Source organism: Kineococcus rhizosphaerae (genome assembly GCF_003002055.1).
GTDB lineage: Bacteria > Actinomycetota > Actinomycetes > Actinomycetales > Kineococcaceae > Kineococcus > Kineococcus rhizosphaerae.
This window is the reverse complement of record NZ_PVZF01000004.1, coordinates 85,233-106,377: the sequence shown is the minus strand read 5'-3', so window position 1 is coordinate 106,377 and position 21,145 is coordinate 85,233. Positions and strand designations below refer to the sequence as shown.

At 69.8% G+C, this 21,145-nt stretch carries 16 protein-coding genes and 1 tRNA gene; 13 read left to right on the top strand and 4 right to left on the bottom strand.

What is annotated here, in order from left to right; genetic code table 11:
- Window positions 1-27 precede the first annotated feature (27 nt).
- From CLV37_RS09665 to CLV37_RS09650, 4 genes are all read right to left on the bottom strand, one after another.
- Window positions 28-1,074, bottom strand: a complete 1,047-nt coding sequence (locus tag CLV37_RS09665; RefSeq protein WP_245885337.1) for an adenosine deaminase — start codon at window positions 1,072-1,074, stop codon at window positions 28-30.
- A gap of 68 nt (window positions 1,075-1,142) precedes the next feature.
- Window positions 1,143-1,775, bottom strand: a complete 633-nt coding sequence (locus tag CLV37_RS09660) for a response regulator (protein WP_106209656.1) — start codon at window positions 1,773-1,775, stop codon at window positions 1,143-1,145.
- Window positions 1,772-2,986, bottom strand: coding sequence for a sensor histidine kinase (locus CLV37_RS09655; protein ID WP_106209654.1), 1,215 nt, complete (start codon window positions 2,984-2,986; stop codon window positions 1,772-1,774). The genes CLV37_RS09660 and CLV37_RS09655 overlap by 4 nt, the downstream gene beginning before the upstream one ends.
- A 39-nt stretch (window positions 2,987-3,025) precedes the next feature.
- Window positions 3,026-4,264, bottom strand: coding sequence for a pyridoxal phosphate-dependent aminotransferase (locus CLV37_RS09650; RefSeq protein WP_106209651.1), 1,239 nt, complete (start codon window positions 4,262-4,264; stop codon window positions 3,026-3,028).
- 119 nt (window positions 4,265-4,383) lie between these two features.
- Here CLV37_RS09650 and CLV37_RS09645 point away from each other — a divergent pair.
- The 13 genes from CLV37_RS09645 to tuf all read left to right on the top strand — a co-directional run bounded on the left by CLV37_RS09645 (window position 4,384) and on the right by tuf (window position 21,044).
- A tRNA-Trp gene (locus CLV37_RS09645) sits at window positions 4,384-4,456 on the top strand.
- Between the two features lie 73 nt (window positions 4,457-4,529).
- The gene (gene secE / locus CLV37_RS09640) at window positions 4,530-4,763 is read left to right on the top strand and encodes a preprotein translocase subunit SecE (protein WP_106209649.1); all 234 of its coding nucleotides are present in this window, start codon (window positions 4,530-4,532) and stop codon (window positions 4,761-4,763) included.
- 65 nt (window positions 4,764-4,828) lie between these two features.
- The gene (nusG, locus tag CLV37_RS09635) at window positions 4,829-5,734 is read left to right on the top strand and encodes a transcription termination/antitermination protein NusG (RefSeq protein ID WP_106209647.1); all 906 of its coding nucleotides are present in this window, start codon (window positions 4,829-4,831) and stop codon (window positions 5,732-5,734) included.
- A gap of 172 nt (window positions 5,735-5,906) precedes the next feature.
- Entirely contained in the window at window positions 5,907-6,338 is a 432-nt protein-coding gene (rplK, locus tag CLV37_RS09630) for a 50S ribosomal protein L11 (RefSeq protein ID WP_106209645.1), read from the top strand.
- A 79-nt stretch (window positions 6,339-6,417) separates the two neighbouring features.
- Window positions 6,418-7,134, top strand: coding sequence for a 50S ribosomal protein L1 (gene rplA, locus CLV37_RS09625; RefSeq protein WP_106209643.1), 717 nt, complete (start codon window positions 6,418-6,420; stop codon window positions 7,132-7,134).
- Window positions 7,135-7,465: 331 nt separating this feature from the next.
- Window positions 7,466-7,993, top strand: a complete 528-nt coding sequence (rplJ, locus tag CLV37_RS09620) for a 50S ribosomal protein L10 (RefSeq protein WP_106209641.1) — start codon at window positions 7,466-7,468, stop codon at window positions 7,991-7,993.
- Window positions 7,994-8,083: 90 nt separating this feature from the next.
- On the top strand, window positions 8,084-8,473 hold the full coding sequence (rplL, locus tag CLV37_RS09615) for a 50S ribosomal protein L7/L12 (RefSeq protein ID WP_106209639.1): 390 nt from the start codon (window positions 8,084-8,086) through the stop codon (window positions 8,471-8,473).
- A gap of 389 nt (window positions 8,474-8,862) precedes the next feature.
- Complete coding sequence (rpoB, locus tag CLV37_RS09610; protein WP_245885336.1) at window positions 8,863-12,372, top strand: DNA-directed RNA polymerase subunit beta; 3,510 nt, start codon at window positions 8,863-8,865, stop codon at window positions 12,370-12,372.
- A 122-nt stretch (window positions 12,373-12,494) separates the two neighbouring features.
- Window positions 12,495-16,376, top strand: coding sequence for a DNA-directed RNA polymerase subunit beta' (locus CLV37_RS09605; RefSeq protein WP_106209638.1), 3,882 nt, complete (start codon window positions 12,495-12,497; stop codon window positions 16,374-16,376).
- A gap of 298 nt (window positions 16,377-16,674) precedes the next feature.
- Window positions 16,675-17,049: a 30S ribosomal protein S12 gene (rpsL, locus tag CLV37_RS09600; RefSeq protein ID WP_012084987.1), complete on the top strand. Its 375-nt coding sequence runs from the start codon at window positions 16,675-16,677 to the stop codon at window positions 17,047-17,049.
- A 1-nt stretch (window position 17,050) separates the two neighbouring features.
- The gene (rpsG, locus tag CLV37_RS09595) at window positions 17,051-17,521 is read left to right on the top strand and encodes a 30S ribosomal protein S7 (protein WP_106209636.1); all 471 of its coding nucleotides are present in this window, start codon (window positions 17,051-17,053) and stop codon (window positions 17,519-17,521) included.
- Between the two features lie 62 nt (window positions 17,522-17,583).
- Window positions 17,584-19,686 carry an elongation factor G gene (gene fusA, locus CLV37_RS09590; protein WP_106209634.1) on the top strand — a complete coding sequence of 701 codons (2,103 nt, stop codon included), beginning with the start codon at window positions 17,584-17,586 and terminating at the stop codon, window positions 19,684-19,686.
- 164 nt (window positions 19,687-19,850) lie between these two features.
- Window positions 19,851-21,044, top strand: a complete 1,194-nt coding sequence (tuf, locus tag CLV37_RS09585; RefSeq protein WP_106209632.1) for an elongation factor Tu — start codon at window positions 19,851-19,853, stop codon at window positions 21,042-21,044.
- Window positions 21,045-21,145: the final 101 nt, after the last annotated feature.

The following is a 21,145-nucleotide window of genomic DNA, read 5'->3' as shown; positions in this document are numbered from 1 at the left end:
GATCAATGAATCAACTCATTGAGTCAATCACACAGTGACCCGTCCCGTCCCCGTTTCCGCCGCAGGAGCCGCCAGCCAGTCGTCCACCTCGGCGTGCAGCGCCCGCTTCACCTCCGCCGGGGCCCGGGAGGCGCTGATCGACGCCTTCGCCAGCGCCGCCAGGCCCGCGTCGTCGAACCCGTGGTCCTCGCGGGCGCTGACGTACTGCGCCGCCAGCCGCGGCCCGAACAGCAGGGGGTCGTCGGCGCCGAGGGCCACTGTCGCCCCCGCGGACACCAGCTGCCGCAACGGGACCCGCGCCAGGTCGGGGTAGACGCCGAGGGAGACGTTGCTCGTGGGGCAGACCTCCAGGGCGGTGCCGCGCTCGACGAGCCGCTGCAGCAGCGCGGGGTCCTCCCCGCTGCGGACCCCGTGCCCGAGCCGGTCGGGGTGCAGCGCGTCGAGCGTCGTCGCGACGTGGTCCGGCCCGAGCAGTTCCCCCGAGTGCGGCACGCAGGCCAAGCCCGCGTCCCGGGCGATGTCGAAGGCGCCGGCGAACTCGGCGGTGTCCCCGCGCCGCTCGTCGTTGGACAGGCCGAAGCCCACGACCCCCTGGTCGGCGTGCCGGGCCGCCAGCCGGGCCAGCGTGCGTGCGTCCAGGGGGTGCCGGGTGCGACTGGCGGCGACCACGACCGCGACGTGGGTCCCCGTCAGGGCCGTCGCGTCGCGCGCGGCCTGCAGCACGATCTCCAGCGCCGGCGTGATGCCGCCCACGTGCACGGCGTAGGACGTCGGGTCGACCTGCAGCTCCAGCCACCGCGACCCCTCGGCGGCGTCGTCGGCGGCGGCCTCCAGGACGATGCGCCGCATGTCGTCGGCCGTCCGGACGCAGGCGCGCGCGGCGTCGTACAGGCGCTGGAAGCGGAACCAGCCGCGTTCGTCGGGGGAGAGGGTGATCATCGACGGCGAGCTGAGCGACGCCGGCAGGCGGGTGCCGTGGCGCTCGGCGAGGTCGACGAGCGTGCTGGGCCGCATCGAGCCCGTGAAGTGCAGGTGCAGGTGGGCCTTCGGCAACGTCTCGACCGCGCGCGTCACGCTCCGTGAGTCTGCCAGCACGCCCCGCTCCTCGTCCTGCCCGCCCCTCCCCGCCGCAGGCGCGACGCTCACGCGGGCGGGGGCAGCAGTCCCCGCTGGATCGCCACGGTCACCGCGTGCGTGCGGTCGTCGACGCCGAGCTTGGCGAAGGCCCGCAGCAGGTGCGTCTTGACCGTGGCCTCCCCGATGAACAGCTCCCGGCCGATCTCCGCGTTCGTCGACCCGCGCGAGACCGCCGCCAGCACTTCCAGCTCACGCCGGGTGAGGCCCTCGTGCCCGGGTGAGCGCAACCGGGCCGTCAGCCGGGCCGCCACGAGCGGGGCCAGGACCGTCTCGCCGCGGGCGGCGGCCCGCACCGACTCGGCCAGCTGCGCCAGCGGGGTGTCCTTGAGCAGGTACCCCGTCGCACCGGCCTCCACGGCCCGCACGATGTCGGCGTCCGTCTCGTACGTCGTCAGCACCAGGACGTGCACCGACGGGTGCTCGCGACGGATCCTGCCCGTGGCCGTCGCCCCGTCCATCCCGGGCATGCGCAGGTCCATCAGGACGACGTCCGGGTGCAGCCGTCCCACCAGCTCGACCGCCTCGTGCCCGTCACCGGCCGTCCCGACGACCTCGAGGTCCCCCGCGGCGCGGAGCAGTCCCTCGAGCCCGCCGCGCACGACGGGGTGGTCGTCGACGACCAGGACCCGGGTCCTCACGCGCGCACCGGCTCGGACGGCACGTCGATCCGCAGGCGCGTGCCGCCGCCGGGTTCCCCGACGACCTCGAACACCCCGCCGGCCTCCTCGACCCGCCGTCGCGTCCCCGCCAGCCCGAACCCCGTCGCACCGCTCACGGCCTCGGCGCTGATGCCCACGCCGTCGTCGTGGACCTCCAGGGTGGCCCTGCCGTCGGCGGCGGCCAGCACGACGTGCGCGCTGCGGGCCCCGGCGTGCTTGCGGACGTTGCCCAGCGCCTCCTGGGCGGCGCGCAGCAGGACGACCTGCTGCGCCTTCGGCAGGGCCAGCGGGTCCTGGCCGCGCACGACGACGTCGACGGACACCCCGCTCTCGCGCGAGACGCGCTCGGCCAGCCGGTGCAGCGCCTCGGCCAGCGTCCCGGCGTCCTCCAGACCCACCGGGCTCATCGCCGCGACCAGCGTGCGGGCCTCGGCCAGACCGGCGCGGGCGGCGTCCTCGATGACGGCCAACCGCCGGCGGAGCGCGTCCTCGCCCGCCGCCGCGGCCGCCGTCTGCGCCATGAGGACGATGCCGGTGAAGTCCTGCGCGAGGGTGTCGTGGATGTCCGCGGCCAGCCGGGCGCGCTCGGTGGCGACGCCGGCCTCGTGGTGCGCCGCAGCCAGTTCGGCGCGGGTGCTCTCCAGCTGGGAGATCAGCTCGGCCCGTTCGGCGCTCTGGGCGATGACCCGCGAGATCCAGAAGCCGAGCGCGCACGTGAACGCCACCGACACGAGCATCGAGACGGCGATGTCCGTCGTGCGGGCCGCGTCGCCGTAGCCGAGCGACATGCCCACCAGGCCCGAGACGGCGGTGGCGACCGTCCACGCCGTCCCCTCCCGGCGGGTGTCGGTGAGGAACCAGCCCTGCGGGAAGGCGATGAAGAGCAGGAAGTTCAGGCTCGGCTCGCAGGCGTAGGCCACCCCCAGGGCCACCACGACGACCGCCAGGTAGACGCGGGTGCCCCGCCCCCGGCTGCGGGCGCCGGGGGCACCCAGCAGGACGTAGGCGAGCGCCACGACCGCGACGGCCACGGCCGCCCACCCCCGGTGCGGGGCGTGCGACAGGAGCAGGACCACCCCGGCGATGACCACGAACAGGGCGAACGCCACGTGCCAGCCGGGGACGGTGCGCACCCACAGCGACGTCGCCCCGGTGGCACCGGGCGACCAGCGTTCACGGGGGGTGGGCACGCACCCATCGTGCCGTGCGGGTCGCCCGGGCGGGAGCGGTCAGCGCACCTCGGCGAGCAGGTGCTGGATCCGCTCCACGCCGGCCACGAGGTCGGCGTCGGCCAGCGCGTACGACAGGCGCAGGAACCCGCTCGGGCCGAAGGCCTCGCCCGGCACGACCGCGACCTCGGCCTCGGTGAGGATCAGCTCGGCCAGGGTGGCGGAGTCGGTGATCTCGCGCCCGCGCAGCGTCCGGCCGATGAGCTTCTCCACGCTCGGGTAGGCGTAGAACGCGCCCTGCGGCAGCGGGCAGTCCACCCCGTCGATCGCGTCGAGCATCGACACCATCAGCCGGCGGCGGCGGTCGAACGCCTCGCGCATCCGCGCCACGGCGGTCAGGTCGCCCGTCAGGGCCTGCAGCGCCGCGCGCTGGGAGACGTTGGAGACGTTCGAGGTCAGGTGCGACTGCAGGTTGGCCGCCCCCGCGACGACGTCGGCGGGGGCGATCATCCAGCCCACCCGCCAGCCCGTCATGGCGTACGTCTTGGCGACCCCGTTGAGGACGATCGTCGTGTCGGCCAGCTCGGGGACCTCGGCGACGACGGGGGCCGCGCGCACGCCGTCGTAGACGAGGTGCTCGTAGATCTCGTCGGTGACGACCCACACGCCGTGCTCCAGCGCCCACCGCCCGATCGCGCGGACCTCCTCGGGGGAGTAGACCGCCCCGGTCGGGTTGGACGGGGAGTTGAACAGCAGGGCCTTGGTGCGCGGGGTGCGCGCGGCCTCCAGCTGCTCGACGGTGACCTTGTAGCCCTGCTCGAGCCCGGCGAAGACCTCGACGGCCACCCCGCCGGCCAGTCGCGCGGCCTCGGGGTAGGTGGTCCAGAACGGCGCGGGCAGCAGCAGCTCGTCGCCCGGGTCGAGGAGGGCGGCGAACGCCTCGTAGACGGCCTGCTTGCCGCCGTTGGTGACCAGGACCTGGCCGGGGGAGACCTCGTACCCGCTGTCGCGCAGCGTCTTCGCCGCGATGGCCTCCTTCAGGGCCGGCAGCCCGCCGGCCGGGGTGTAGCGGTGGTTGGCCGGGTCCTGGCAGGCGGCGACGGCCGCGTCGACGATGGCCTGCGGGGTCGGGAAGTCCGGCTCGCCGGCGCCGAACCCGATGACCGGACGACCGGCGGCCTTGAGGGCCTTCGCCTTGGCGTCCACCGCGAGGGTGGCGGACTCGGCGATCCCCGCGATGCGGGCGGAGACGCGGTTGCGGGTGGTCCTGGGACTCGTCGTGGCGGTCACGGAGGCCATCCTCCCACCCCCGGCGCGGGACTGGTTCGACTCGCGCCCCACCTGTCACCTATGGTGGTCGAGGCGGCCACCGTGCCGCTGTGGTGACGCGCGCCCCCGGGGGAGCGTGGATCCGCTGAAGGGCAGTGGCGCAATTGGTAGCGCACCGGTCTCCAAAACCGGCGGTTGTGGGTTCGAGTCCCTCCTGCCCTGCGAGCACCACCGTGCTCCGGGACTCCCGGCGCACGTCCGTAGACGGTGAGCACACAGGAGCGGGGCAGCCGAGGTGAGCCAGACGACGAAGGCCGTGGCGGACCCCGCCGAGGCCAGGAAGCGCACCGGCCTGCTGCTGTTCCTGCGCCAGGTCGTGGAGGAGCTGCGCAAGGTCGTGTGGCCGAGCCGGCGCGAGCTGCTCAGCTACACCGGAGTCGTCCTCGTCTTCGTCGTGGTCATGATGCTCTTCGTCTCCTTGCTGGACTACGGCATCGGCAAGCTCATCCTGCTGGTGTTCGGGTCCTGACGAGCGTCGGCGCGCACCGGCCTGGTGCGCCCGAATCCCGAACCCCGAAGGAAGCAGGTCAGCACGTGTCGGAGCAGTGGGGTCCCTCGGACGACGAGCAGTCGGACGACCCGTTCGTCGCGACCCGGTCCTACGACGCCGAGGACGTGGCCGCCGACGTGGAGGCCGACGCCGAAGCTGCCGACGAGCAGGTTGCCGACACCCCCGACGCTCCCGTCGGTGACGTCCTGGGCGCGCCCGAAGGGGACGAGGCCGGTGACGTCGACGCTCCGCTGGAGGACGGGTCCGCCGAGGACGCCCCCGAGGACGGGGCGGCAGCCGGCGACGACGAGGCGCTCGACCCCGGTGAGGGCGACGTCGACGAGACCGAGGAGTTCCGCAAGAAGCTGCGGCGCCTGCCCGGCGAGTGGTTCGTCATCCACTCCTACGCCGGGTACGAGAACCGCGTGAAGACCAACCTCGAGACCCGCATGACCTCCCTCAACATGGAGGACTACATCTTCCAGGTCGAGGTGCCCATGGAAGAGGTCGTCGAGGTCAAGAACGGGCAGCGCAAGAACGTCCGCCGCGTCCGCATCCCCGGCTACGTCCTCGTCCGCATGGACCTGACCGACGAGTCGTGGGGCGCCGTCCGGCACACCCCGGGCGTCACCGGCTTCGTCGGCAACACGCACCAGCCCGTCCCGCTGTCCCAGGACGAGATCTTCTCGATGCTCGCCCCGACGCTGGCGCCCAAGCCCGCCAAGGCGGGGGAGAAGACCGCGTCCGGCGGCACCGCGACGGCGGCCCCGGCCCGGGTCGTGGACTTCGAGGTCGGCGAGTCCGTCACGGTCATGGAGGGCCCCTTCGAGACCCTCCCGGCGACCATCTCGGAGATCTCCGCCGACCGCCAGAAGCTCACCGTGCTGGTCTCGATCTTCGGCCGCGAGACCCCGGTCGAGCTCAACTTCAACCAGGTCGCCAAGATCTGAGTCCTCGGGCTCCGCGCGCAACCCCCTGACCCGCAACGGGTCGGGGGGTTGCTGCGTCCTGGATTTCGGGCCTGCGCCCTGCGCCCGTAGACTGGACGGCGGCCTCCAACCACTCGTCGCCCGATCCGCGGGCACCGAAGGGCCGTTCACGTCGAAGCGAAAGGGATGGCGCATGCCCCCCAAGAAGAAGGTCGCCGGTCTCATCAAGCTCCAGATCAAGGCCGGCCAGGCGACCCCGGCCCCGCCGATCGGCCCCGCGCTCGGTCAGCACGGCGTGAACATCATGGAGTTCTGCAAGGCGTACAACGCGCAGACCGAGTCCCAGCGCGGCAACGTCATCCCGGTCGAGATCACGGTCTACGAGGACCGCTCGTTCACCTTCATCACCAAGACCCCGCCGGCCGCCGAGCTCATCAAGAAGGCTGCGGGCGTGGAGAAGGGCTCCGGCGAGCCCCACGTGAAGAAGGTCGCGAACCTGACCACCGCGCAGGTCCGCGAGATCGCGGAGCAGAAGCTCCAGGACCTCAACGCCAAGGACGTCGACATGGCCGCGCGCATCATCGCCGGCACCGCCCGTTCCATGGGCATCACCGTCTCCGACTGAGCTCCCGCTCGGCCGGTCCACCCAGTGGCAGGGCCCGCGCGGCCCGTCCGACCACGAACTCCCACCAGGAGGAGCTGAAGTGAAGCGCAGCAAGGCCTACCGCGCAGCCGTCGAGAAGATCGACACCGACGAGCTGTACGCCCCGCTGGACGCCGTCAAGCTGGCCCGCGAGACGTCGACCGTCAAGTACGACGCGACCGTCGAGGTCGCGTTCCGCCTCGGCGTCGACCCCCGCAAGGCCGACCAGATGGTCCGCGGCACCGTCAACCTGCCGCACGGCACCGGCAAGACCGCCCGCGTGCTGGTCTTCGCCGTCGGTGACCGCGCCGCGCAGGCCGAGGCCGCCGGCGCCGACATCGTCGGTGGCGACGAGCTCATCGACGAGGTGGCCAAGGGCCGCCTCGACTTCGACGCCGCGGTCGCGACGCCGGACCTCATGGGCAAGGTCGGTCGTCTGGGCAAGGTGCTGGGCCCCCGCGGCCTGATGCCGAACCCGAAGACCGGCACCGTGACCATGGACGTCGCCAAGGCCGTCACGGAGATCAAGGGCGGGAAGATCGAGTTCCGCACCGACAAGCACGCCAACCTGCACTTCATCATCGGCAAGGCCTCGTTCGCCGACGACCAGCTCGTCGAGAACTACGCCGCCGCCCTCGACGAGGTGCTGCGCCTGAAGCCGTCGGCGTCCAAGGGTCGCTACCTGAAGAAGGCCACGATCACGACGACGATGGGCCCCGGCATCCCGGTGGACCCGGCCCTCACCCGCAACCTGACGGGCGAGGCCACCAGCGCCTGACCTGGGCGCGCACTGACCGCAGGGGCGGGATCTCGGACGAGATCCCGCCCCTGCGGCGTTGCGGCGCAACGACTCCCGGTCCCCGGGGCGCTGCGGTGGCGTCGAGGGCCCGCCGACGCGTGTACGCTTGTTCAGTACCGAAGACCGCCGGTCGCCACTCCTCTTCGGGAGCGGCAGAAGGTTCCGCACCGCGGACGACCAGCGCAGGTGAGCCAGAGCTCTGATCGCCGCCCTCCGTGGCTGCTGTCGACGCCCCGCGCACCTGCGCCGGGGCGTTTCGTGCGTTCGGGGCCCGACCGGCCTCCCCCGAGACGAAGGAAGGAGGGCACTCGTGCCGAAGCCCAGGAACATCGCGGCCGTGAAGGAGATCACGGCTCTGTTCAAGGCGTCCAACGCCGCCGTGCTCACCGAGTACCGGGGGTTGTCCGTCGCGCAGATCACCAACCTGCGCACGGCGCTGGGTCCTGACACGACCTACGCGGTCCTCAAGAACACGCTGACCAGCATCGCTGCGAAGGAAGCCGGCGTCACGGCTTTCGAGGGGCAGCTGTCCGGCCCCTCCGCGATCGCCTTCATCACCGGTGACCCGGTGGAGGCGGCCAAGGGTCTGCGTGACTTCGCGAAGTCCAACCCCCAGCTGATCGTCAAGAGCGGCGTGCTCGACGGTCGCGCGATCAGCGCTGCCGACGTGAACGCCCTGGCCGACCTGGAGAGCCGCGAGGTCCTCCTCGCCAAGGTCGCCGGTGTGCTCAAGGCGTCCCAGTCCAAGGCCGCGGCCCTGTTCCAGGCCCCGCTGTCGAAGACCGTCCGCACCGTGGAAGCGTTGCGGGAGAAGCAGGCCGGCGCCGAAGCCGCCTGATCCCCGGATCAGCGCAGCCTCGCTCCGACCACACCACCCGCCCGCAGGCGCACACCTGCGGATCACCCCAGCACAGGAAGGACCGCCACCATGGCGAAGCTCAGCACCGAAGAGCTCATCGACGCGTTCAAGGAACTGACCCTGATCGAGCTCTCCGAGTTCGTGAAGCAGTTCGAGGAGACCTTCGACGTCACCGCTGCGGCCCCCGTGGCCGTCGCGGCCGCCGGTGGCGCTGCGGGCGGCGCTGCCGCCCCGGCCGAGGAGGAGAAGGACGAGTTCGACGTCGTCCTCACCGCCGCCGGTGACAAGAAGATCGGCGTCATCAAGGAGGTCCGCGCGCTGACCTCCCTCGGCCTCAAGGAGGCCAAGGACCTCGTCGACGGCGCCCCCAAGCCCGTCCTCGAGAAGGTCAACAAGGAGACCGCCGAGAAGGCGAAGGCGCAGCTCGAGGGCGCCGGCGCCACCGTCGAGCTCAAGTGATCACCGCCCCGGTCTGACCGGGGCAGCTCGCCGCAGGGGCGGCCGGACACGCGTCCGGCCGCCCCTGTCGCGTTCGGCGGCGGGCTCGGCGGGGGCCGAGCGGGTGACGTCGCCGTCCACAGCTCGGGGAGTCGCCTTGACGCGGTGGTCGCGGCGGAGCATCCTCATCACCGGTTGTCCTCGACTCCCAGCTCCGCTCGACAGCGTCGTCGTCGGTCCCGGGGGTCTGCGGCCCAGGCTCCCCCGGAGCCGAGGGCTGGACAGGTGCGCCCAGGATGGGTACCCTGTTGTTTTGCGCTGCCCACTGTCATATGGCCGGTCGTCGCCGTGGGAACGACCGAGTGGGACGGGGAGCGCACAACGTTCGCAGGCCCGTGGAAGGACCCCTCTTGGCTGCCTCGCGTCCAGCGTCCGCACCGACCAGCACCGGCACCACCGTCGTCGGCAACCAGTCGCCGATCACCGTCTCCGGACGGTACTCCTTCGGCAAGATCCACGAACCGCTTGAGGTCCCCGACCTCCTCGCGCTGCAGACCGACAGCTTCGACTGGCTGCTCGGCAACAAGCGCTGGCAGGACCGGGTGGAGGCGTCCACCAACGGTGGCCTCGCCGTCCCGACCACCTCCGGTCTGGAGGAGATCTTCGAGGAGATCTCCCCGATCGAGGACTTCTCCGGCTCCATGTCGCTGTCGTTCCGCGACCACCGCTTCGAGCCGCCGAAGTACTCCCTCGACGACTGCAAGGAGCGCGACCTCACCTACGCCGCCCCGCTGTTCGTCACCGCAGAGTTCATCAACGGCAACACCGGCGAGATCAAGTCGCAGACGGTCTTCATGGGCGACTTCCCGCTCATGACCGACCGCGGCACCTTCGTCATCAACGGCACCGAGCGCGTCGTCGTGTCGCAGCTGGTCCGCTCCCCGGGCATCTACTTCGAGCGCGTGCCGGACAAGACGTCCGACCGCGACACGTGGACGGCGAAGATCATTCCGTCCCGCGGTGCCTGGCTCGAGTTCGAGATCGACAAGCGCGACACCGTCGGCGTCCGCATCGACCGCAAGCGCAAGCAGTCCGTCACGGTGCTGCTCAAGGCCCTGGGCTGGAGCGAGTCGCAGATCCGCGAGGAGTTCGCCGACTACGAGTCGATGATCTCCACGCTGGAGAAGGACCACACCGCCGGCGTCGAGGACGCCCTGCTGGACATCTACCGCAAGCTGCGCCCGGGCGAGCCGCCGACGCAGGAGGCCGCGCGCAACCTGCTCGACAACCTGTACTTCAACTCCAAGCGCTACGACCTCGCCAAGGTCGGCCGCTACAAGGTGAACAAGAAGCTCGGCATGGAGGAGCCGCTGGACGCCAGCGTGCTCTCCGTGGACGACATCGTGTCCACCATCAAGTTCCTCGTGAAGCTGCACGCCGGCGAGGTCTCGATGCCGGGCGTCAAGAACGGCCAGCCGATCGACGTCCGCATCGAGGTCGACGACATCGACCACTTCGGCAACCGCCGTCTGCGCAGCGTCGGCGAGCTCATCCAGAACCAGGTCCGCACGGGCCTGTCCCGGATGGAGCGCGTCGTGCGCGAGCGCATGACGACCCAGGACGTCGAGGCGATCACGCCGCAGACGCTGATCAACATCCGCCCCGTCGTGGCCTCCATCAAGGAGTTCTTCGGGACGAGCCAGCTGTCGCAGTTCATGGACCAGACCAACCCGCTCGCGGGTCTGACCCACAAGCGCCGCCTGTCGGCGCTGGGTCCGGGGGGTCTGTCCCGCGAGCGGGCCGGCATGGAGGTCCGCGACGTCCACCCGTCGCACTACGGCCGCATGTGCCCGATCGAGACGCCCGAGGGCCCGAACATCGGTCTGATCGGCTCGCTGTCCTCCTACGGCCGGATCAACCCCTTCGGCTTCATCGAGACCCCGTACCGGAAGATCGTCGACGGCCGCGTGTCCGACGACGTCGACTACCTGACGGCCGACGAGGAGGACGCCTTCGTCATCGCGCAGGCGAACGCCCCGCTGAACGCGGACGGCTCCTTCGCCGAGGCCCGCGTCCTGGTGCGCGCCAAGGGCGGTGAGACGGAGTTCGTCCCGAACTCCGAGGTCGACTACATGGACGTCGCCGCCCGGCAGATGGTCTCCGTGGCCACCGCGATGATCCCGTTCCTCGAGCACGACGACGCCAACCGCGCGCTCATGGGCGCCAACATGCAGCGTCAGGCCGTCCCGCTGGTCAAGACCGAGGCGCCGCTGATCGGCACCGGCATGGAGTTCCGTGCCGCCGTCGACGCCGGTGACGTGGTCGTGGCCACCAAGGCGGGCGTGGCGACCGAGGTCTCCGCGGACCTCATCACCGTGTCCAACGACGACGGCACGACGTCGGCCTACAAGGTCGCCAAGTTCCGCCGCTCCAACCACGGCACCGCGTACAACCAGCAAGTCGTCATCGACGAGGGCGCGCGCGTCGAGGTCGGGACCGTCCTCGCCGACGGCCCGTCCACCGACGGTGGCGAGATGGCCCTGGGCCGCAACCTCATGGTCGCGTTCATGCCGTGGGAGGGCCACAACTACGAGGACGCGATCATCCTGTCGCAGCGCCTCGTGCAGGACGACGTCCTGTCCTCGATCCACATCGAGGAGCACGAGGTCGACGCCCGCGACACCAAGCTGGGCCCCGAGGAGATCACGCGGGACATCCCGAACGTGGCCGAGGAGGTGCTGGCCGACCTCGACGAGCGCGGGATCATCCGCATCGGCGCCGAGGTCCGCGACGGCGACCTGCTCGTCGGCAAGGTCACGCCCAAGGGCGAGACCGAGCTGACCCCGGAGGAGCGCCTGCTGCGCGCCATCTTCGGCGAGAAGGCCCGCGAGGTCCGCGACACGTCGCTGAAGGTCCCCCACGGCGAGACCGGCACGGTCATCGGCGTCAAGGTCTTCGACCGCGACGAGGGCGACGAGCTGCCCCCGGGCGTGAACCAGCTGGTCCGCGTCTACGTGGCGAACAAGCGCAAGATCACCGACGGTGACAAGCTCGCCGGCCGTCACGGCAACAAGGGCGTCATCTCCAAGATCCTGCCCGTCGAGGACATGCCGTTCCTCGAGGACGGGACCCCGGTCGACGTGATCCTCAACCCGCTCGGCGTGCCGAGCCGGATGAACGTCGGGCAGGTCCTGGAGCTGCACCTGGGCTGGATCGCCAGCCGCGGCTGGTCGATCGAGGGCGACCCGGACTGGGCCAAGCTCATCCCGGAGGAGATCCGCTCGGCGCCGGCCGGTTCCCGCATCGCGACCCCCGTCTTCGACGGTGCGCGCGAGGAGGAGATCACCGGTCTGCTGAGCTCGACGCTCAAGACGCGCGACGGCGACCGCCTCGTGCAGGGCGACGGCAAGGCGCGGCTGTTCGACGGCCGCTCCGGCGAGCCGTTCCCGGACCCGGTCGCGGTCGGCTACATGTACATCCTGAAGCTGCACCACCTGGTCGACGACAAGATCCACGCCCGCTCGACCGGCCCGTACTCGATGATCACCCAGCAGCCGCTGGGTGGTAAGGCGCAGTTCGGTGGTCAGCGCTTCGGCGAGATGGAGGTCTGGGCCCTGGAGGCCTACGGCGCCGCCTACGCCCTGCAGGAGCTGCTCACGATCAAGTCCGACGACGTCCTGGGCCGCGTGAAGGTCTACGAGGCCATCGTCAAGGGCGAGAACATCCCCGAGCCGGGCATCCCCGAGTCCTTCAAAGTGCTCATCAAGGAGATGCAGTCGCTGTGCCTGAACGTGGAGGTCCTCTCCTCGGACGGCATGGCGATCGAGATGCGCGACAGCGACGAGGACGTCTTCCGGGCGGCCGAGGAGCTGGGCATCGACCTGGCCCGGCGCGAGCCGAGCAGCGTCGAAGAGGTCTGACGGACGTTCCGGTGGGGGACCAGGTCCCCCACCGGGGCCCGGATGGACAACGGGGCCGGCGCTCAGGCGCGGGTCCCTCGGATCAGTCAGACCTCGGAAGAACCTAGAGAAAGAAGATCACGTTGCTCGACGTCAACTTCTTCGACGAGCTGCGCATCGGGCTGGCCACCGCGGAGGACATCCGCACGTGGTCGCACGGTGAGGTCAAGAAGCCTGAGACCATCAACTACCGCACCCTGAAGCCGGAGAAGGACGGGCTCTTCTGCGAGAAGATCTTCGGTCCCACCCGGGACTGGGAGTGCTACTGCGGCAAGTACAAGCGCGTCCGCTTCAAGGGCATCATCTGCGAGCGCTGCGGTGTCGAGGTCACGCGGGCCAAGGTCCGTCGTGAGCGCATGGGCCACATCGAGCTCGCCGCCCCCGTCACCCACATCTGGTACTTCAAGGGTGTCCCGAGCCGTCTGGGCTACCTGCTCGACCTCGCGCCGAAGGACCTCGAGAAGGTCATCTACTTCGCCGCGTACATGATCACTTCGGTGGACGAGGAGGGTCGCCAGCGCGACTTCTCCTCCCTCGAGGCGCAGATCGAGGTCGAGAAGCGCGAGGTCGAGAACCGTCGCGACTCCGACGTCGAGGCCCGCGCCAAGACGCTCGAGACCGACCTGGCCGAGCTCGAGGCCGAGGGTGCGAAGTCGGACGTGCGCCGCAAGGTGCGCGAGTCGGCCGAGCGCGAGATGGCGCAGATCCGTCGTCGCGCCGACACCGAGATCGACCGCCTGGCGACGATCTGGGACCGCTTCCGCACGCTCAAGGTCCAGGACCTCGAGGGTGACGAGGTGCTCTACCGCGCCATGCGCGAGCGCTTCGGCCTGTACTTCGAGGGCGGCATGGGGGCGGCGGCCCTGCAGAAGCGCCTGCAGAGCTTCGACCTGGAGGCCGAGGCCGAGTCGCTGCGCGAGACCATCGCCACGGGCAAGGGGCAGCGCAAGACGCGTGCGCTCAAGCGCCTGAAGGTCGTCTCGGCGTTCCTCACCACGCGCAACAAGCCCGACGGCATGGTCCTGGACTGCGTCCCGGTCATCCCGCCGGACCTGCGCCCGATGGTCCAGCTCGACGGTGGCCGGTTCGCGACCTCCGACCTGAACGACCTGTACCGCCGCGTCATCAACCGCAACAACCGGTTGAAGCGCCTGCTCGACCTCGGGGCTCCCGAGATCATCGTGAACAACGAGAAGCGCATGCTGCAGGAAGCGGTCGACGCGCTCTTCGACAACGGCCGTCGCGGTCGCCCCGTCACGGGCCCCGGCAACCGTCCGCTGAAGTCGCTGTCCGACATGCTCAAGGGCAAGCAGGGCCGGTTCCGCCAGAACCTGCTCGGCAAGCGCGTCGACTACTCGGGCCGTTCGGTCATCGTCGTCGGCCCGCAGCTGAAGCTGCACCAGTGCGGTCTGCCCAAGCAGATGGCCCTGGAGCTGTTCAAGCCCTTCGTCATGAAGCGGCTCGTGGACCTGTCGCACGCGCAGAACATCAAGTCGGCCAAGCGCATGGTCGAGCGCGCCCGCCCGGTGGTCTGGGACGTCCTGTCCGAGGTCATCACCGAGCACCCGGTGCTGCTCAACCGCGCGCCCACGCTGCACCGCCTCGGCATCCAGGCCTTCGAGCCCCAGCTGGTCGAGGGCAAGGCCATCCAGATCCACCCGCTCGTCTGCACCGCCTTCAACGCGGACTTCGACGGCGACCAGATGGCCGTGCACGTGCCGCTGTCGGCCGAGGCCCAGGCCGAGGCCCGCATCCTGATGCTGTCCTCGAACAACATCCTCAAGCCGGCGGACGGTCGCCCGGTGACCATGCCCACCCAGGACATGATCATCGGCCTGTACCACCTGACGGCCGACCGCGACGACGTCGAGGGCGCGGGGCGCTCGTTCTCCTCGATCGCCGAGGCGATCATGGCCTTCGACGCCCGTCAGCTGCACCTGAACGCCAAGGTGGCCATCCGCCTGCAGGGCGTCGTGCCGGCCGAGGGCTGGACGCTGCCCGAGGACTGGACCGCCGGTGACGACCTGACGGTCGACACCACGCTGGGTCGCGCGCTGTTCAACGAGACCCTGCCGGTCGACTTCCGGTACGTGAACTCGGTCGTGGACAAGAAGCACCTGTCCGCGATCGTCAACGAGCTGGCCGAGAAGTACCCCAAGGTCCAGGTCGCGGCGGCCCTCGACGCCCTGAAGGAGGCCGGCTTCCGCTGGGCCACCCGCTCGGGCACGACGGTCTCCATCGCCGACGTGGTCGCGCCGCCGAACAAGCTGGCGATCCTCGAGACCTACGAGGCCAAGGCCGAGAAGGTCCAGCAGCAGTACGAGCGTGGTCTGATCACCGACGACGAGCGCCGCCAGGAGCTCATCGAGATCTGGACCCAGGCCACGAACGACGTCGCCAAGGACCTCGAGGCGGCCATGCCGCTGCACAACACGATCCACCGCATGGTGAGCTCGGGTGCACGAGGCAACTGGATGCAGATGCGTCAGCTCGCCGGGATGCGCGGCCTCATGGCCAACCCGAAGGGCGAGATCATCCCGCGTCCGGTCAAGGCCTCGTTCCGCGAGGGCCTGACCGTGGGTGAGTTCTTCATCACCACGCACGGTGCCCGCAAGGGTCTGGCCGACACCGCGCTGCGGACGGCGGACTCGGGGTACCTGACCCGTCGTCTCGTGGACGTCTCCCAGGACGTCATCGTGCGTGAGGAGGACTGCGGCACCAGCCGCGGCCTCGCCATGCCGATCGCGGAGAAGGGCGCCGACGGCACCCTGCGCCGCCACGACGACGTCGAGACGAGCGTCTACGCCCGCACGCTGGCCACCGACGTGGTCGTCGACGGCGAGGTCGTCCTCGCCGCCGGCGCCGACCTCGGGGACGTCGTCATCGACGCCCTCGTGGCCCAGGGCGTGGAGAGCGTCAAGGTCCGCTCGGTGCTGACGTGCGAGTCCCGCGTCGGGACCTGCGCGCACTGCTACGGCCGCTCGCTGGCCTCCGGCAAGCTCGTCGACATCGGCGAGGCCGTCGGGATCGTCGCGGCGCAGTCGATCGGTGAGCCCGGCACCCAGCTGACGATGCGCACGTTCCACACCGGTGGTGCGGCCTCGGAATCCGGTGACATCACGCACGGTCTGCCGCGCGTGGTCGAGCTGTTCGAGGCCCGCACCCCCAAGGGGAACGCGCCGATCTCCGAGGTCGCGGGTCGCACCCGGATCGAGGAGACCGACAAGGGCCGCAAGATCGTCGTGACCCCCGACGACGGCGCCGAAGAGGTCGAGTACCCCGTCACGCGTCGTCAGCGGCTCCTGGTCGAGGACGGCACGCACGTCGAGGTCGGGCAGAAGCTCGTCCAGGGTGCGGTCGACCCCAAGCAGGTGCTGCGCATCCTCGGCCCGCGCCGGGTGCAGATGCACCTGGTCGACGAGGTGCAGGAGGTCTACCGCTCCCAGGGCGTGTCGATCCACGACAAGCACATCGAGGTCATCGTCCGCCAGATGCTCAAGCGGGTGACGATCATCGAGCAGAACGGCTCCGAGCTGCTGCCGGGTGAACTCGTCGAGCGCGCGCGCTTCGAGGAGGAGAACCGGCGGGTCATGGCCGAGGGCGGTCAGCCGTCCTCCGGTCGCCCGGAGCTCATGGGGATCACGAAGGCGTCGCTCGCGACCGACTCGTGGCTGTCCGCCGCCTCCTTCCAGGAGACGACCCGCGTCCTGACGAACGCGGCCATGGAGGGCAAGAGCGACCCGCTGCTCGGGCTCAAGGAGAACGTCATCATCGGCAAGCTCATCCCGGCCGGCACGGGGCTTCCCCGCTACCGCAACGTCCGGGTCGAGCCGACCGAGGAGGCCAAGGCGCAGATGTACTCCGTGCCGGGCTACGACGACGTCGACTACGCGCAGTTCGGCGTGGGCTCCGGCCAGGCCGTGCCGCTCGAGGAGTTCGACTACGGCAGCAGCGACTACCGCTGACCTGCTGATCCGGGTCGTCCCGCTCCCCTCCGGGGGAGCGGGGCGACCCGTCCGCGGGCCCGTCCGCAGCGCGACGGGCTCGTTTTGACCACTCAACAGCGCGGCGGGTAGTCTCGTGTCCGCTTGACACGAGCGCGCCCGCAACCGTGATGACCTGGCGACAGGACGTCATCCCCGCGGGACCTCGACCGGAAGACACGCCCGACCTCGTGGGTCGGCGGGGGTCGAGCGCCGGCCCAGACCGGGTGGCGCGTTCCCAGGACAGCCGACACACAAGATCGAGACAGACGGAGACAGGGTGCCCACCATCCAGCAGCTGGTCCGCAAGGGCCGGGAGGACAAGGTCGTCAAGACCAAGACGCCCGCGCTCAAGGGGAGCCCGCAGCGCCGCGGCGTGTGCACGCGCGTGTACACGACCACGCCGAAGAAGCCGAACTCGGCACTGCGCAAGGTCGCCCGCGTGAAGCTCACCAGCGGCATCGAAGTCACCGCGTACATCCCGGGCGTGGGCCACAACCTGCAGGAACACTCGATGGTCCTCGTCCGTGGTGGCCGTGTGAAGGACCTCCCCGGTGTCCGCTACAAGATCGTCCGCGGGTCGCTCGACACGCAGGGCGTGAAGAACCGCAAGCAGGCGCGCAGCCGCTACGGCGCGAAGAAGGAGAAGAGCTGACATGCCGCGCAAGGGCCCCGCACCCAAGCGTCCCCTCGTGGTGGACCCCGTCTACCAGTCCCCGCTGGTGACGCAGCTCGTCAACAAGATCCTCCTCGACGGCAAGAAGTCCGTCGCCGAGTCGATCGTCTACGGCGCCCTCGAGGGTGCCCGCGACAAGACCGGTGGCGACCCCGTCGTCGTTCTGAAGCGCGCGCTCGACAACGTCAAGCCCGCGATCGAGGTCAAGTCCCGTCGCGTCGGTGGGTCGACCTACCAGGTCCCCATCGAGGTGCGCCCGAGCCGTTCCACGACGCTGGCCCTGCGCTGGCTCGTCGGCTACGCCCGGCAGCGCCGCGAGAAGACCATGACCGAGCGTCTGCTCAACGAGATCCTCGACGCGTCGAACGGTCTCGGTGCCGCGGTCAAGCGCCGCGAGGACACGCACAAGATGGCCGAGTCGAACCGGGCCTTCGCGCACTACCGCTGGTGACCCCGGCGGTGAGCAGCGCTCGCCGTTTCACCCCCTCGATCCCAGGGAAGAGGCAGTAAACCGTGGCACAGGACGTGCTGACGGACCTGACCAAGGTCCGCAACATCGGCATCATGGCGCACATCGACGCCGGCAAGACCACGACGACGGAGCGGATCCTCTTCTACACGGGGATCAACTACAAGATCGGCGAGGTCCACGACGGCGCGGCCACGATGGACTGGATGGAGCAGGAGCAGGAGCGGGGGATCACCATCACCTCCGCTGCGACCACCTGTTTCTGGGAGGGATCCCAGATCAACATCATCGACACGCCCGGCCACGTCGACTTCACGGTCGAGGTCGAGCGGTCGCTGCGCGTCCTCGACGGTGCCGTCGCCGTCTTCGACGGCAAGGAGGGTGTCGAGCCCCAGTCCGAGACCGTGTGGCGGCAGGCGGACAAGTACGACGTCCCGCGCATCTGCTTCGTCAACAAGATGGACAAGCTCGGCGCCGACTTCTACTTCACCGTCGGCACGATCATCGACCGCCTCGGTGCGGAGCCGCTCGTCATGCAGCTCCCGATCGGCGCCGAGTCCGACTTCGTCGGCGTCATCGACCTGGTCTACATGCGCGCCCTCACGTGGCGCGGTGACACGGCCAAGGGCGAGGCGTACGAGCGCGAGGACATCCCGGCCGACCTGCTCGAGAAGGCCGAGGAGTACCGCACCAAGCTCCTCGAGCGCGTCGCCGAGACCGACGAGGCGCTGCTCGAGAAGTACCTCGGCGGGGAGGACATCACCCCCGAGGAGATCAAGGCCGCGGTCCGCAAGCTGACGATCGCCTCCGAGGTCTACCCGATCTTCTGCGGCTCCGCGTTCAAGAACAAGGGCGTGCAGCCCATGCTCGACGCGGTCCTCGACTACCTGCCCTCGCCGCTCGACGTGAAGCCGATGATCGGCCACAAGGTCGGCGACGAGTCCGTCGAGATCATCCGCAAGCCCGACGCCGACGAGCCGTTCTCGGCCCTGGCGTTCAAGGTCGCGGCGCACCCGTTCTTCGGCAAGCTCACCTACGTCCGCGTCTACTCGGGCGTCGTCTCCGCCGGCTCGCAGGTCGTGAACTCGACCAAGGGCAAGAAGGAGCGCATCGGGAAGCTCTTCCAGATGCACTCCAACAAGGAGAACCCGGTCGACGAAGCTCGTGCGGGCCACATCTACGCGATGATCGGCCTCAAGGAGACGACGACGGGGGACACCCTGTCCGACCCGGCGCAGCAGGTCGTCCTCGAGTCGATGACCTTCCCCGAGCCCGTCATCTCGGTCGCGATCGAGCCGAAGACGAAGGGCGACCAGGAGAAGCTCGGCACGGCGATCCAGCGTCTCGCGGAAGAGGACCCGACCTTCCAGGTCGAGCTCGACCAGGAGACCGGTCAGACGATCATCAAGGGCATGGGCGAGCTCCACCTCGACATCCTCGTCGACCGCATGCGTCGCGAGTACAAGGTCGAGGCGAACGTCGGCAAGCCGCAGGTCGCCTACCGCGAGACCATCCGTCGCGCAGTCCTCAAGGAGGACTACGTGCACAAGAAGCAGACCGGTGGTTCGGGCCAGTACGCGAAGGTCCAGGTCTCGATCGAGCCCCTGGACACCACGGACGGCACGTTCTACGAGTTCGTCAACGCCGTCACCGGCGGCCGTGTCCCGCGCGAGTACATCCCCTCCGTGGACAACGGCATCCAGGAGGCCATGCAGGAGGGTGTCGTCGCGGGGTACCCGCTCGTCGGCATCAAGGCCTCCCTCATCGACGGTGCGGCGCACGACGTCGACTCCTCCGAGATGGCCTTCAAGATCGCCGGCAAGATGGTCCTGCGCGAGGCCGTCCGCAAGGCGCAGCCCGTGCTCCTCGAGCCGGTCATGGCCGTCGAGGTGCGCACGCCGGCGGACTACATGGGTGAAGTCATCGGCGACCTGAACGCTCGCCGCGGGCAGATCGAGTCCATGGAGGACGTCAGCGGGGCCAAGCTCGTCAAGGCCGCCGTCCCGCTGTCGGAGATGTTCGGGTACGTCGGCGACCTGCGGTCCAAGACCCAGGGCCGCGCGGTCTACTCGATGCAGTTCTCCAACTACGCGGAAGTCCCGCGCAACGTGGCGGACGAGATCGTCAAGAAGGTCCGCGGGGAGTGACCCGCTCCTGAAGACCGTGGGGGAGCGGCCCCGAGGTGATCGCCTCGGGGATCGCCCCTCCGCAGCACGACCCCTGGACCACCCCGTGTGGGCCAGTGACCAGCCAGGTCACCCACCCACCCGTCGACCGGGCGGGAAGAAACGACAGTCCGAGGAGGACCCCAGTGGCGAAGGCGAAGTTCGAGCGGACCAAGCCGCACGTCAACATCGGCACGATCGGTCACATCGACCACGGGAAGACGACGCTGACCGCGGCGATCACCCGCGTGCTGCACGACAAGTTCCCCGAGCTGAACAAGGCCTCGGCGTTCGACCAGATCGACAAGGCCCCCGAAGAGCGTCAGCGCGGGATCACGATCTCGATCGCGCACGTCGAGTACCAGACCGAGGCGCGTCACTACGCCCACGTCGACTGCCCCGGTCACGCGGACTACATCAAGAACATGATCACGGGTGCGGCGCAGATGGACGGCGCCATCCTCGTGGTCGCGGCCACCGACGGCCCGATGCCGCAGACCAAGGAGCACGTCATCCTGGCCCGCCAGGTCGGCGTCCCCTACATCGTCGTGGCCCTGAACAAGGCCGACATGGTCGAGGACGAAGAGCTCCTCGAGCTCGTCGAGATGGAGGTGCGTGAGCTCCTCTCGTCCTACGAGTTCCCGGGCGACGACGTCCCCGTGGTCCGCGTCTCGGCGCTGAAGGCGCTCGAGGGCGACAAGGAGTGGGGCGACAAGCTCATGGAGCTCATGGACGCGGTCGACACCGCGATCCCCGAGCCCGAGCGCGCCATCGACCAGCCGTTCCTGATGCCGATCGAGGACGTCTTCACGATCACCGGCCGCGGCACCGTCGTGACCGGCCGCATCGAGCGCGGTGTCCTGAACGTCAACCAGGAGGTCGAGATCGTCGGCATCAAGCCGACCTCCTCGAAGACCACCGTCACCAGCATCGAGATGTTCAACAAGATGCTCGACAGCGGCCAGGCCGGCGACAACGCCGCGCTCCTGCTGCGTGGTCTCAAGCGTGACGACGTCGAGCGCGGTCAGGTCGTCGTGAAGCCCTCCAGCATCACGCCGCACACCGAGTTCGAGGGCCAGGCCTACATCCTGTCCAAGGACGAGGGTGGCCGTCACACGCCCTTCTACAACAACTACCGTCCGCAGTTCTACTTCCGGACGACCGATGTCACGGGCGTCGTCTCGCTGCCCGAGGGCACCGAGATGGTCATGCCCGGTGACAACACCGAGATGAAGGTCGACCTCATCCAGCCCATCGCGATGGAAGAGGGCCTGAAGTTCGCGATCCGCGAGGGTGGCCGCACCGTCGGCGCCGGTCGGGTCACGAAGATCCTCAAGTGAGTTGAACCGCTGCGGGAGCTGGTCTCCCGCAGCGGGTCGCTCGCCGCGCAGAGGGGGTGGGTCCACCAGGACCCACCCCCTCCGTCGTGAGCAAGGCGTTC

Excerpts from the sequence above, each read along its gene's own strand:
- CLV37_RS09650 (WP_106209651.1), bottom strand. The coding sequence starts at position 4,264 with ATGGCCTCCGTGACCGCCACGACGAGTCCCAGGACCACCCGCAACCGC.
- rplK (WP_106209645.1), top strand. The coding sequence starts at position 5,907 with ATGCCCCCCAAGAAGAAGGTCGCCGGTCTCATCAAGCTCCAGATCAAG.
- rplL (WP_106209639.1), top strand. The coding sequence starts at position 8,084 with ATGGCGAAGCTCAGCACCGAAGAGCTCATCGACGCGTTCAAGGAACTG.
- rpsG (WP_106209636.1), top strand. The coding sequence starts at position 17,051 with ATGCCGCGCAAGGGCCCCGCACCCAAGCGTCCCCTCGTGGTGGACCCC.